Raw genomic sequence first — 12,584 nt, forward strand, 5'->3', positions numbered from 1 at the left:
AATGAACTTGAAACCAAATGACGTAGTCATCGTTGATGGTGTACGTACCCCGATGGGTAAATCTAAACATGGCTCCTTCAGAAATGTACGTGCTGAAGCGCTTTCTGCAGCCGTAATGCAGGCGTTGTTACAACGCAATGACGCACTTAACTCTGCACAGATAGAAGATGTGATGTGGGGCTGCGTTAACCAAACTAAAGAACAAGGGTTTAATATTGCGCGAAATGCCGCGGTGTTAGCGGGTATTCCTCATACGGTCGCGGGGCAAACCATTAACCGTTTGTGCGGTTCTTCAATGTCGGCGCTGCATGCAGTGGCTCAGAACATTATGACCGGCAATGGTGATGTGTTTATTGCGGGTGGTGTTGAGCATATGGGGCATGTGTCGATTATGCATGGCATTGATGTAAACCCTGCGATGTCGAAGCAGGTCGCAAAAGCCGCCATGATGATGGGTGTTACTGCCGAGATGTTAGGCAAAATGAATGGGATCAGCCGTGAGATGCAAGACGAGTTTGCAGCACGCTCCCATCGTTTAGCACATCAAGCGCATTTAGACGGTCTATGGGACAGTGAAATCATCCCGGTCGAAGGCCATGATGAAAACGGCTTTAAGTCTCTATTAGAAGCGGATGAAGTGATCCGACCTGAAACAACGGTTGAAAGCTTAAGTGCACTGAAGCCTGTATTCGTGCCTAAAGTGGGTACGGTGACAGCAGGTAGCTCCTCCGCATTCTCTGACGGTGCATCTGCGATGCTGGTGATGTCAGCGGCTAAAGCAGACGAGTTAGGCCTTAAACCTAGAGCACGTATCGTGAGTATGGCTGTGGCGGGGTGCGACCCTTCTATTATGGGTTACGGCCCTGTGCCTGCAACGCAAAAAGCGTTAAAACGCGCGGGCTTATCTATCGATGATATTGATTATGTCGAGCTGAATGAAGCCTTTGCTGCTCAAGGCTTGTCAGTACTGAAAGGGCTTAAGTTACTCGATAAAATGGATGACAAAGTTAACCTTAAAGGCGGTGCTATCGCACTCGGTCACCCATTAGGTTGCTCTGGTACCCGTATCACTAACACCTTGATGAATGTTCTAGAGCAACAAGACGGCACTTTAGGGCTAGCAACCATGTGTATCGGTATGGGCCAAGGCATATCGACCGTAATTGAACGTTTATAACCGAAAACTCTCTCCACCCTGTTAGCTATGTTGCCCCATCCTTTGGATGGGGCTTTTTTATAAAGAAGCTCTTTTATAAATAATAAGTTACAAAAGAGCCCTTTCTGTTTAGGGGAGGGAAAGTGACGGGGGCTAAACCTCTTCATCCTCATCCAGCAGTTTCAGACCGGCTAGCGGATTGTCTTCATCAAAGCTGCTTTCTTCTGGATCGGGTGCCGCATCTGACGGTTCTTTTTTCTCCTCGACTACCGCTAGGTTCATACGTAGGCGCATATCATTGGCGGAGTCTGAGTTGATTAAGGCTTGGTCCTGAGTAATCTTTTCTTGTTTGAATAGTTTGTATAGGGAATCATCAAAGGTCTGCATCCCAGTGGCATCAGACGCTTTAGACATGACTTCTTTAATCTCTTTGATCTCACCTTTCATAATCAACTCTTGAATGGTTGATGTGCCGAGTAAAATCTCGATAGCTGCGCAGCGTTTACCGTCGATCGTTGGAATTAAACGTTGGGAGATAATGGCTTTAAGGTTGAGAGCTAGGTCATGAAAGATCTGCTTATGCCGCGCTTGTGGGAAGAAGTTAATAATACGGTCAATCGCTTGGTTTGCATTGTTTGCATGCAAAGTTGAGATTGCTAGATGGCCCGTTTCAGCATAAGTAAGGCATTGCTCCATCGTTTCTTGATCACGTATCTCGCCAATTAGAATTACATCAGGCGCTTGGCGCAGGGCGTTCTTCAGAGCGTTATGGAAATTACGCGTATCTACACCGACTTCTCGTTGGTTAATTAGTGATTTACGGTGGTTATGCACAAACTCTATAGGGTCTTCAATGGTGATGATATGACCGCCGCTATTGCGGTTTCGGTGATCAATCAAGGCTGCTAAAGAGGTCGATTTACCTGAGCCTGTTGCACCCACAAAGAGTACAAGACCACGCTTTTCCATGATCACATCTTTTAATGTTGATGGCAGCCCCAAGTCTTCCATTTTGGGAATATCAGCTTTGATATTACGTGCCACCAAAGAGTACTGGTTTCGCTGCTTGAAGATATTGATACGGTAACGAGCAACTTTGGGTATAGAGTAAGCTAGGTTCATCTCTAGCTCTTCTTCAAAAGCTGCTTGTTGTTGCTCGTCCATAAGAGAACGGGCGATAGCTTCTATCTCACCTGGCTTATAAGGCTCTTTACTGAGTGGCGTAAGCTTTCCTTCAAATTTTGCACAAGGAGGCGCTCCAGTGGTGAGGTAAAGGTCAGAACCGTCACGTTTAGCCAAGATAGTCAGGTAATCCTTAAATTCCATAGATAGCAGATCCCAAAAAAGTGTGTGCTTAAGGTAAGGCGACTAACTAAAAGACGCTTATAACAATAATAGTATCGCTCAAAGTTTAGTGGAAGTTGAAGAAAGCGTCATCTTGAATTATTATGCCGTCGCAAATGTTATGTAATAACATATCTCTTGTAGGGAGTTATGATGTCAGCAGCGCAGGAACTATCGTCAATTAAGCCTGAAATGAGATCAGTTCGGGGGGATGCACCTGAGGTGCTGACTCAGATATACGAGCAAGATATTAATCTTTGCTGCTATCAGCGGAGTTTATCGCCTTTGGTTATCGAATATAGCCAGATGCTCCTCGAAAACAGTCATCTGAACATTAGAGCGGTTGTAACTTTAGAGGAGCTGGAGCAACAGTTGCAGAACCTGTTGCCGACACATGCCGCCAAAAAAGACTTTGTGGCTGACTTAGTGTTGGTTATTGAGATGTATAGCTACTTATTCGAGTTGGATGAAGTCGGATTACGTTTACAGGTATTGGATAGGGCGATGTGCCCTCGGTTTCATACTGACAAGTTAGGCTGCCGTTTAGTGACAGCCTATCAAGGTGCTGGAACTGAATGGCTAGATGAACACCAGCTTGATCGCACAAAGTTAGGCGCAGGAAACGGCGGTTTGCCAGATGCCGAATCAGGTCTGTATGCGGATCAGGAACAGATAAATCAAGCGTCTGTCGGCGATGTGTTGCTTCTGAAAGGTGAAGGTTGGTTTGGTGGAGAGGGTAAAGGTGTTGTGCATCGATCTCCTGCTGTGCTCTCGGGTCAAAAGCGTTTAGTCGCTACTTTAGATTTTGCCTAATTCTGCTCTATCGGATTAGAGAGAAGTAGATATCGGGCGTTTATTTACTTTGGTCATCTCATTTTTAGTGACGTTGATTTGAATTTTAATGGTTACGATATAACGTAATAAATAGTTTTGAGGTTTAGAAATGAAGAAGAAAGCACTCGCTTTTGCTGTAGCGGCTTTATCTGTACAAGCACCTTTGAGTCATGCGCTTGAAGTTGGTGTCATTTTGGATGCTTATCATAAGTCCGATGAGACTGCTCTGAATGGGCGTACAGAAGGCTTTGGTTCTAGTCATAGTGAGCTTAGCCTGAGCCAAGATCTTGGTGATGTGGCGACAGCGCAGATGACATGGGTCGGGGAGTGGAACGAAGAAGGTTCTGATCTTGAACTGGAAGAGTTATACATCCAAAGCACGTCTCTTCCCGGCAATATTAGCTTAACTGGTGGTCGTTTTTTAGCGGACATTGGTTACTTAAATGCTAATCACAGCCACTCAGATAATTTCAGTGAACGTCCTTTAATGTATAAAGCGTTCCTAGGTGGGCATTATTATGATGATGGTGTTTCTGCCAGCATGGTTTTACCAACAGATCGTTACTGGCGTGTAAGTGCGGGTGCATTTGGCGGTGATGAACTCGGTGAAGAGCACTCTGTTAATACTATTGGTACCTGGACGCTTTCTACCGAGTTTGGTGATGATTTTGGTAATAACTCCAGCTGGCAGGCAGGTGTTAGTTACTTGAAAAACCGTACACAGGAAGCGGGTCATCATGATGAGGAAGATGAGCACGATCACGAAGGTCATTCTCACTCCCATGGTGCTGAATATCAAGGTGAGCACCTTTATTTAGCGGACATCGTTTGGAAGTGGGCTCCTCAAGGTAACAACCGTAAGCAGCAGGTGAAAATTGCGGCTGAATATGCGTATGTTGATGACCTATATGAAGCCGAAGTCGATCACTACACGGGTTGGTACCTTTCTGGGATATATCAGTTCGATGAAAACTGGTCTACAGGTATCCGTCATGGTCAAGTAGATCTAGCTCATGAACATGAGCATGAAGGCGAACATGAATGGGAAGATTCTGAGCTTAAAGAAACCAGCATTATGTTGAGCTGGCAGCCAACGCATACGCAGCGTTTACGTTTGGAATATCGTCATCAGGATGCTAAGAACATGGAAGGTGAAGACAACGCGATTACCCTTCAGTATCAAATAGGATTTGGCGCTCATGCTGCACATGGCTTCTAGTTATAGGGCTTCTAAATGCACTTTTGCTAAAGAGAAAGCTTCTAAATGCTCTGTTGCTAAAGCTTCTAAATACTTGTCGGCAGTTTTACTGTTGATCGTTGCTCTGCCTGTGCAAGCGCTAACCATATTTACCTGTGAGCCCGAGTGGGCGGCGTTAAGCCGCCAACTTGCGCCGGAAGCTAAAATCTATAGTGCAACCCATGTTTATCAGGACCCACACTATATCGAAGCTCGACCGAGCCTAATCGCTAAATTGGCTAAAGCCGATATGGCGATCTGTAGCGGCGCAAGCTTAGAAGCGGGCTGGTTACCGGCGCTACAAAAGCGTGCATCTAACCGTAGAGTCTCTGACGGTTCAATCGGTATGTTGTACCTGTCTGAACATGTAAACACGATTGAAAAGCATGAAAAAGGCTTCTTCAGTACTGAGCATGTTCATCCTGAAGGTAATCCTCATTTTCACTTAGATCCAGAGCGTGTGGCTCAACTGGCTAGAGTAATCAGTGAACGAATGCAGCAGATCGATCCTGAGCAGAAAGATCAATATGTTCAGTCGCTTCAGCGTTGGCAGTCGCAGTGGCAGAGTTCAATCGAAGGGTGGCAGGCCATAGCTGAAAAACTGCGTTCCAAGCCGATTGTTGTGCAGCACTCTAGTTTTAGTTATCTGTTGAACTGGACGGGGATGAAAGTGGTCGCAGATCTTGAGCCTAATCCGGGTGTTCCACCGACGATGACTCATCTACAAGGGGTGGTCGCAACAGTAAAACAGCAGTCACCTACGGCCGTTGTGACTAATTGGTATCAAAACGATAAAGGGGCCCGTTGGTTGTCAGAAGAGGCTCACCTAACGCACCTAAGTTTACCTGCTACGGTGGATCTTGAGGGTGAGATTAATGACTTAACTAAGTTATTTGACCATCTTTTAGTTCAGTTACAAGGGGCAAATTAATGCAAGCCTTGATTATTGGCTTACCCGCTTTAGTGGCGGGTCTTTTGATTCTGGCGAGTCATGTTCCTTTAGGGCAACAAGTACTTAAGCGCGGCATAGTGTTTATTGATCTGGCGATTGCTCAGCTAGCTGCGTTGGGTGCCATCATGGCAGCCCAATGGCATCTAGGTGGGCTGTTCCTAGGTTTTAGTGATGGACATGATCATAGCCATGGGCATGCACAATTGCATGAAGAATGGATCACCTTAGGTGTCGCTATTCTGTTTTCGATTATGGGTAGCTTATTAGTCGCTTGGATAAACCATAACCTTCCCAACTGGCGTGAGGCTTTTATTGGCCTTATTTATGTGAGTTCAGCATCACTATTAGTGTTGTTCGTTGCTGGGCAGCCGCAAGGAGGTCAAGCGCTGACTCGAACGCTTAGTGGCGATATTTTATGGCTATCTTGGTCGGATCTGATTCCGTTAGCGGTAATGGCGGTACTGATTCAGCTGGTATCGATTTTTAGATCTGAATGGCTTGAACGCTTTTTCTATTTTGCCTTTGCGATCACCATCACACTCTCTGTTACTCAGGCGGGAATCTATCTTGTCTTTGCGAGCTTAATAGCGCCAGCCCTGGCTGCAGAAGTGCGAGGTCGCTCTATCATATGGGCTTATTTCGCAGGTGTGATTGGATTTGTGGGTGGGTTAACGATGGCGTGGTCTTTGGATCTACCCGCTGCGGCTACAATCGTTTTATCGTTAATTGCCAGCATGATATTTGTACTGCTATTACAGGCGACGTTAGATCGCAGCTGTGTTAATAAAACTCCTAATCAAATGCCTAATAAAAACACTCATAAAGCTACTGATAAAAGTGAATCAAAATCCGCTTTATGAGTGAATGACGCTTAGCAAGAATAAGCCCCTCGCCCCCTTCCGGGCTTATTCTTTTTTTAATTGCTTTGAAGCTTACAGGCGGTTATTTCTACAGAAGTTTTTTCCCAGCTTATTTGACGTTTAAAGCATCTAATAAAGAGGGAATAAACGGCATCTGTTGGTCTGAACCTGAACGTGCCTTTTGTTTAGCGAGTAGAGCATCCGAAGCCGCTTGGTAAATTCGAGATTGTACCGGGTGCTGCTGAATATCTCGTCCATCATGCAGGGATTGTTCGCAAACGTTGGCATCAGGCGAGCTAAACCAGCGACAAGATAAAGGTCGGTGGGCATAGATAGAGCATGCATTTTCACTATCCAAAAAAGGGCAGGGAGCTCGGTATAACGGCGCTTGTCTGACGGTTATGTTGTGTTCTAGTTTTCCCTTTAGATCCTCAATATCTTCCTCAGAATGAGTCTCTATAATGTGTTTGCTGATGTCAGCGACAGTTTGTTGAGGCACAGTGATCGGGAAATGACAGCAGTGATGACAGCCTTTTCCACAAGCGACCGAGTGATTATTACCAAAGTTTTGCGTAAACGCTTGGCTCGCATCATTGATATATTGCAGAGCAACGGCGATCTCATCTGATGGATTATCTAGAGCTGCAATACTGATATAAATTTGCTTGCTGAGATTACCAAAGAGCGCTTCATACTCAGCCGTTACTTGTTGCAGTTTCTCGGCAACGTGACTGACATCGGCGGTAGAAAAGAAAACGTCGGGCTCTGACATAAATAAGCTCTTAGAATCAGGGGAACTGCATATTCAGCTATGCATAGAATCTAGAATACAGCAGTATAACTTATCTTATCGTCTCTTTTTTAATATCTGTTTTCATGCCGGTTTACTTATCGTTGTCGGAAGTCACTACTACCTTGAGCTCTTTACCGCCATAACCGTGAACGGAATCATGCCCGCGGATAATAATCTGCTTAGCATCGTTGGGAATTTTGATCCCGGATAAGCTACGGGTGAAAGGCTGTTCATTAACATGGGGATGATGCAGGGTTCGGGTCGCATAAAGGCTACCGTCTTCTCCTAGAACTTCCCATCTGTTAGCGTAATGATCCCAGCCCGTGTCGGCATGTTTTAGCGTAACCGCGATATGGTAAAGGCCGTTACCGCTTTTCGTTACTTTTGCATCAATTACATCGACCTCTCCCGCATAGCTATTAGAGGTGAAACCGATGGTGAGTAATGCGAGTGCATAGAGGGATGCTTTCATGCTGACCTTCCTGTCGAATGGTTTCTTATAAGATCTATATCTGCCTGCTAAGTTCAACCCGTTTGTGTAGGCTAAGTTCAACCCGTTTGTGTAGACTAAGTTCAACCCGTTTGTGTAGACAGTTCCTTGAGTATAGATTGCAGGACTAAAGCCGTTTCATCTGGTTGTTCGAAGGGGAACAGGTGGCCACTATCAAAGCCGACGAGTTTCATATTTGGAAAGTTACGACTCCACCATTTTTTCTCACTGCGAGCAAAGAGATCACTCTTTTTGCCATAGATAACGGTACCTGGCACCTGCTTTAAACATTTAGGTGCTTGGAGTAATACATTGCGGAAGATATCGGCCTCTATTTCGGGTGAGATACTAAGTTCCACGCCGCTATCAGTGTCGATAAGTCCGTAGTTGATGTAGTCATCAAAGCAGGCCGGGTGGAAGGATCTGAAAAGGCTTTTTTGCGCTAAGTATTCTCGTGCTTGTTCGCGGCTGTCGAATTGAGAGCGACGTTTAGCGGCACGTTGCGCAGGTGACACTTTATCCATTAAACCCATCTTCTTTATGAGCTTAAGCAGATAACGTTTTCGTGTGCTAAATAAAACCGGATCTAACAGAATTACTTGTTGAAATAGGTCCGGACGAAGAGCCGCCGCGATCAATGTAACGATCGCTCCAGCCGAATGCCCCATTCCAATCACAGGCGCTTGCTGATTCTGCTCAATATCCGCAATAAGTTCTTTCGCATAGTTGCGCAGATCACCATTTAGGGGGTAGTCACCATGCCCCATCTTTTCAACGTAATTCACAGGGTAATCAGGCAATAAGCTAAACAGATATGTGTAGCTACTACCGGGGAATCCGTTGGCGTGACTGAATTGGATTGAGGCCATTATCTATTCGCTCAGGGATGGTTAGTTAGCATGCGCACCGTATTTTTAGCGATATCGGCGATGTCTTCACGGTTTACATAGATACCGTCATTAAAGAGTCTGCATAGCCCGTGTAAAGCTGCCCAGCTTGATTGAGCGATACGCAAACTTGGTTGCCTAGGGTCAAATACATGTTGCTGTTGTAATGCTTCGACCCACTCTAACCAGAGGTGAAAACTGCTTTTTGATATCTCTTGTAGTGCCGTGGTGGGTTGCCCTGTTTTCCAAATTTCACGCCCATACATCAGGTCATAGGTTTCCCTTTGCTCATCAGCAAAGCGTAAATAGGTTAAGACATAGCGTTCAAAAGATTCAATCGCGCTGAGTGATTGATCATCCGTTGGGATCGATTTAATCAACTCATCTTGCTGCTTGAACCCTTGCTCTGCAATTGCGCAGAGCAATTCGTTCTTGTCTTTGAAGTGATGATAGGGCGCTGTTCTGGATACACCCACTTTGTCCGCTAATTTACGAATAGACAGGTTATCCACACCGCCTTCTGAAATCAGATCAGTCGCAGCAGAGAGTAGAGATTCTCTTAAATCACCGTGGTGATAGTTCTTTTTAGATGTCGTCATAGGAGGGAATTTATCAATCAATCTTGACAGTGTCAAAATTAATGGTTTATCTTGTGGTTATCTTGACGCTGTCTAGTTTGTTTTTAGAGCCTAGAATTTATTCAAAAGTGCGGCCTATAAAAGCAAACCTATAAAAAGCTAACCTATAAAAATAAGAGCAACAGTAGATGAGTTACCAAACATTCACAGTGCAGGTGGAAGAGCATATTGCCCACCTGCAACTGAATCGACCAGACGCATGCAATGCGATGAATAAAGCTTTCTGGCAAGAGTTCCCTGACGCATTACGCAAGTTAGATGCAGAGGCTGAAGCGCGTGTTTTAGTGATCTCATCCGTTGGTAAGCATTTTTCCGCCGGTATGGATCTGGAGATATTCACTCAGCCTGACCCACAAATGTTTAATGGTGAAGCAGGGCGACGTGCTGAAGCGATGCGACGCTTAGTACTGCAACTGCAAGAATGCTTTACGTTATTGGAGAGTATCCGCATCCCCGTGATCAGTGCGATTCAAGGCGGCTGCATTGGTGGTGCACTCGATCTGGTATGCGCTACAGATATGCGTTACTGCACAGATAATGCTTACTTTACGGTGAAAGAAACTGAATTAGGCATGACGGCAGATCTGGGTACGTTGCAGCGGTTACCACAGCTGATTCCAAGCGGCCTAGCCCGAGAACTGGCTTACACCGCGCGTAAGATGGATGCGACTGAGGCGAAAAATGCAGGGCTAGTTAATCAGACCTTTCCTACTCAAGAAGCGTTGTTAGATGCGGTGATGTCTACGGCAGCAACCATTGCTGCGCAATCACCTTTAGCTGTCACCGGATGTAAACAGATGATGAATTACGCTCGTGATCATAGTGTCAGTGATAGCTTAAGTTACATGGCTACTTGGCAGGCGGGGATGTTTCAGCCGGAAGATATGTTGCAAACATTTAGCGCAAAAATGTCAGGTAAACCCGCAGACTTTAAACCACTGCGGAAAGTCATCGCGCCTTTTACGGCCGAATGATAAATGCTTTGAATTAGATGTATTTAATTACAAGCATTGAAACAAAAAGCATCAAAAGAACAAATATCTAAATAGCAGCGACTAAAATAAAAACTGAGCTGTTTATCAGCCATGACGACAAGAGTAAGAAACCATGAGCACGAATCCTTATCCACATCTGTTACAGCCTTTAGATTTAGGTTTTACCACACTAAAAAACCGCGTGCTTATGGGCTCTATGCACTTAGGTTTGGAGGAAGCACCTAACGGTTTTGAACGCATGGCTGCATTCTATGCGGAACGCGCACGCGGCGGTGTTGCCTTGATCGTCACGGGGGGTATCGGCCCAAATAAAGAGGGCGCTGTTCATGGTCATGCTGCACAGATGGCATCAACAGAAGATGTGGATAATCATCGACTGGTGACCGATGCAGTACATAAGGAAGACGGCAAAATATGCATGCAGATCCTACATACAGGGCGCTACGCATATAACCCGCAACCGGTTGCTCCCTCTGCGATCCAAGCCCCGATCAACCCGTTCCCGCCCAAAGAGCTGAGTGACAGCGATATAGAAACTCAGATCGAAGACTTTATCCGTTGTGCTTCTTTGGCGAAAGAAGCGGGTTATGACGGTGTTGAGATCATGGGCTCAGAAGGCTATCTACTCAACCAATTTATCGCCAGCCGCACTAATAAACGTGAGGATCAATGGGGTGGAGAGTATGAACAGAGGATTCGTTTCCCATTAGAAGTCGTCAGGCGTGTACGTGAAGCGGTAGGCACTGATTTTATTATTATCTATCGCCTTTCTATGTTGGATCTGGTTGAAGATGGTAGTAGCTACGATGAGATTATTGTTTTAGGTAAAGCCATAGAGCAGGCGGGCGCAACCATCATCAATACTGGTATCGGCTGGCACGAAGCGCGTATTCCAACTATCGCAACAACAGTACCTCGTGCCGCATTTACTTGGGTTACTGCCAAAGTTCGCGAAGCCTTAAGCGTACCTGTGATTACGTCTAACCGAATTAATATGCCGGATGTAGCGGAAGAGGTGTTAGCCAGAGGTGATGCGGATATGGTCTCAATGGCTCGTCCGTTCTTAGCAGATCCCGACTTTGTACAAAAGGCAGCGCAAAACCGTGCCGATGAGATTAATACCTGTATCGGCTGTAATCAGGCCTGCTTGGACCATGTGTTTGTCGGTCAGTTAACTAGCTGTCTTGTTAACCCGAGAGCTTGTCATGAAACTGAGCTAGTGATCACCCCTACAGCACAACCGAAGAGCTTGGCCGTCGTAGGTGCTGGTCCTGCGGGCTTAGCCTTCGCTACAACTGCGGCTAAACGCGGCCATAAAGTGACATTGTTTGATGCCAACGCCGAAGTAGGCGGCCAGTTCAATATAGCTAAGCGTATTCCGGGCAAAGAGGAATTTTATGAAACCCTACGTTACTTCGCTAAGCAGGTAGAGATAACCGGCGTAGAGCTTCAGCTGAATACTAAAGTCACGCCGGCAATGTTAGCGGAGAGTGATTTTGATGAAGTCGTGATTGCTACCGGTATCGCACCGCGTACCCCAGAAATAGAGGGGATTGAACACAGCAAAGTGCTTTCCTATCTAGATGTGATGAATGGCGCAAAAGTTGGCCAGAAAGTCGCGGTGATTGGCGCAGGTGGTATCGGCTTTGATATTTCGGAATACCTAATTCATACAGGGGAATCGACCAGCCTAAACATAGCAGCCTTCATGCAGGAGTGGGGCGTAGATATGGACCTTAACGCACGTGGCGGTATTAAAGGTATGCAAGCTGTATTCGAACCTGCGGCACGCGAGGTTTATCTTCTACAGCGTAAGAAAACTAAAGTAGGCGCTGGTTTAGGCAAAACCACCGGCTGGATACATCGTGCTGACCTAGCCAAAAAAGGTGTCCGCATGTTGAATAAATGCGAATACCAAAAGGTCGATGATGCCGGCTTACACTTAGCTGTTGATGGCGAAGCACAACTGTTAGAGGTCGATAACGTCATTGTCTGTGCAGGCCAAGAGCCAAGGCGGGAATTGTCTGATCAGATCAGCAATAAACCGGTTCACCTGATCGGTGGTGCAGATGTAGCCGCGGAGCTAGATGCCAAACGGGCGATTAACCAAGGAACTCGATTGGCCGCAGAGATATAACGGAATGCTTTGTAGAAACTCCGTCCTTCGCTGAAAGGTTTTTAAATCTCGCACGCGGGGCGGCTTCCTACAGGTTTTTTAAGAGCTCAACCCTTTATGCCTGCAGGGTGGCGTTCTACTAGCCTTGTAGGAGCTCAGCCCTCTGAGCGAATGATCATCGGTTCGCTGAAGATTTCCAGAACCTCGCACGCGGGGCGGCTTCCTACAGGTTTCGTAGGAGCTCAACCCTTTATGCCCGCAGGGTGGCGTTCTACTAGCCTT

Annotated in this window: 12 protein-coding genes; 7 read left to right on the top strand and 5 right to left on the bottom strand. The window is 46.1% G+C overall.

Features of this window, described 5'->3' with window-relative positions; translation table 11 throughout:
• Position 1: 1 nt before the first annotated feature.
• Complete coding sequence (gene fadA, locus B4K11_RS00360; protein WP_292954152.1) at positions 2–1,177, top strand: acetyl-CoA C-acyltransferase FadA; 1,176 nt, start codon at positions 2–4, stop codon at positions 1,175–1,177.
• Between the two features lie 132 nt (positions 1,178–1,309).
• Here the strand turns inward: fadA and B4K11_RS00365 are convergent, their stop codons facing one another.
• Positions 1,310–2,482 carry a PilT/PilU family type 4a pilus ATPase gene (locus B4K11_RS00365; RefSeq protein WP_292954155.1) on the bottom strand — a complete coding sequence of 391 codons (1,173 nt, stop codon included), beginning with the start codon at positions 2,480–2,482 and terminating at the stop codon, positions 1,310–1,312.
• Between the two features lie 171 nt (positions 2,483–2,653).
• Here B4K11_RS00365 and B4K11_RS00370 point away from each other — a divergent pair, with 171 nt between their 5' ends.
• The 4 genes from B4K11_RS00370 (at position 2,654) to B4K11_RS00385 (ending at position 6,383) form a co-directional block, all read left to right on the top strand.
• On the top strand, positions 2,654–3,313 hold the full coding sequence (locus B4K11_RS00370; RefSeq protein WP_292954158.1) for a DUF1826 domain-containing protein: 660 nt from the start codon (positions 2,654–2,656) through the stop codon (positions 3,311–3,313).
• Between the two features lie 130 nt (positions 3,314–3,443).
• Positions 3,444–4,553 (top strand): hypothetical protein, encoded by a 1,110-nt coding sequence (locus tag B4K11_RS00375; protein ID WP_292954161.1) that lies wholly within the window; start codon positions 3,444–3,446, stop codon positions 4,551–4,553.
• Entirely contained in the window at positions 4,534–5,502 is a 969-nt protein-coding gene (locus tag B4K11_RS00380) for a metal ABC transporter substrate-binding protein (protein ID WP_292954164.1), read from the top strand. Before B4K11_RS00375 ends, B4K11_RS00380 begins: the two co-directional genes overlap by 20 nt.
• Positions 5,502–6,383 (top strand): metal ABC transporter permease, encoded by an 882-nt coding sequence (locus tag B4K11_RS00385; protein ID WP_292954167.1) that lies wholly within the window; start codon positions 5,502–5,504, stop codon positions 6,381–6,383. Before B4K11_RS00380 ends, B4K11_RS00385 begins: the two co-directional genes overlap by 1 nt.
• Positions 6,384–6,492: 109 nt before the next feature.
• On the opposite strand, the gene B4K11_RS00390 is transcribed toward B4K11_RS00385, so the two are convergent.
• From B4K11_RS00390 to B4K11_RS00405, 4 genes are all read right to left on the bottom strand, one after another.
• Complete coding sequence (locus tag B4K11_RS00390) at positions 6,493–7,155, bottom strand: YkgJ family cysteine cluster protein (protein WP_292954170.1); 663 nt, start codon at positions 7,153–7,155, stop codon at positions 6,493–6,495.
• Between the two features lie 112 nt (positions 7,156–7,267).
• Positions 7,268–7,648 carry a hypothetical protein gene (locus tag B4K11_RS00395; protein WP_292954173.1) on the bottom strand — a complete coding sequence of 127 codons (381 nt, stop codon included), beginning with the start codon at positions 7,646–7,648 and terminating at the stop codon, positions 7,268–7,270.
• 101 nt (positions 7,649–7,749) lie between these two features.
• Positions 7,750–8,535, bottom strand: a complete 786-nt coding sequence (locus tag B4K11_RS00400; RefSeq protein WP_292954176.1) for an alpha/beta fold hydrolase — start codon at positions 8,533–8,535, stop codon at positions 7,750–7,752.
• 11 nt (positions 8,536–8,546) lie between these two features.
• The gene (locus B4K11_RS00405; RefSeq protein WP_348703663.1) at positions 8,547–9,188 is read right to left on the bottom strand and encodes a TetR/AcrR family transcriptional regulator; all 642 of its coding nucleotides are present in this window, start codon (positions 9,186–9,188) and stop codon (positions 8,547–8,549) included.
• Between the two features lie 131 nt (positions 9,189–9,319).
• Between B4K11_RS00405 and B4K11_RS00410 the strand changes: the two genes are divergently transcribed.
• The gene (locus B4K11_RS00410) at positions 9,320–10,165 is read left to right on the top strand and encodes a crotonase/enoyl-CoA hydratase family protein (protein ID WP_292954179.1); all 846 of its coding nucleotides are present in this window, start codon (positions 9,320–9,322) and stop codon (positions 10,163–10,165) included.
• A gap of 133 nt (positions 10,166–10,298) precedes the next feature.
• Positions 10,299–12,323: an FAD-dependent oxidoreductase gene (locus B4K11_RS00415; protein WP_292954181.1), complete on the top strand. Its 2,025-nt coding sequence runs from the start codon at positions 10,299–10,301 to the stop codon at positions 12,321–12,323.
• Positions 12,324–12,584 lie beyond the last annotated feature (261 nt).

Source organism: Neptuniibacter sp. UBA6509 (assembly GCA_002435145.1).
Lineage (GTDB): Bacteria > Pseudomonadota > Gammaproteobacteria > Pseudomonadales > Balneatricaceae > Neptuniibacter.

What these genes read in the sequence shown, in the direction of transcription:
- B4K11_RS00385 (WP_292954167.1), top strand. Translation starts at nt 5,502, where the DNA reads ATGCAAGCCTTGATTATTGGCTTACCCGCTTTAGTGGCGGGTCTTTTG.
- B4K11_RS00380 (WP_292954164.1), top strand. Translation starts at nt 4,534, where the DNA reads ATGCTGCACATGGCTTCTAGTTATAGGGCTTCTAAATGCACTTTTGCT.
- B4K11_RS00365 (WP_292954155.1), bottom strand. Translation starts at nt 2,482, where the DNA reads ATGGAATTTAAGGATTACCTGACTATCTTGGCTAAACGTGACGGTTCT.
- B4K11_RS00400 (WP_292954176.1), bottom strand. Translation starts at nt 8,535, where the DNA reads ATGGCCTCAATCCAATTCAGTCACGCCAACGGATTCCCCGGTAGTAGC.
- B4K11_RS00390 (WP_292954170.1), bottom strand. Translation starts at nt 7,155, where the DNA reads ATGTCAGAGCCCGACGTTTTCTTTTCTACCGCCGATGTCAGTCACGTT.
- B4K11_RS00395 (WP_292954173.1), bottom strand. Translation starts at nt 7,648, where the DNA reads ATGAAAGCATCCCTCTATGCACTCGCATTACTCACCATCGGTTTCACC.
- fadA (WP_292954152.1), top strand. Translation starts at nt 2, where the DNA reads ATGAACTTGAAACCAAATGACGTAGTCATCGTTGATGGTGTACGTACC.
- B4K11_RS00370 (WP_292954158.1), top strand. Translation starts at nt 2,654, where the DNA reads ATGTCAGCAGCGCAGGAACTATCGTCAATTAAGCCTGAAATGAGATCA.
- B4K11_RS00415 (WP_292954181.1), top strand. Translation starts at nt 10,299, where the DNA reads ATGAGCACGAATCCTTATCCACATCTGTTACAGCCTTTAGATTTAGGT.
- B4K11_RS00375 (WP_292954161.1), top strand. Translation starts at nt 3,444, where the DNA reads ATGAAGAAGAAAGCACTCGCTTTTGCTGTAGCGGCTTTATCTGTACAA.
- B4K11_RS00410 (WP_292954179.1), top strand. Translation starts at nt 9,320, where the DNA reads ATGAGTTACCAAACATTCACAGTGCAGGTGGAAGAGCATATTGCCCAC.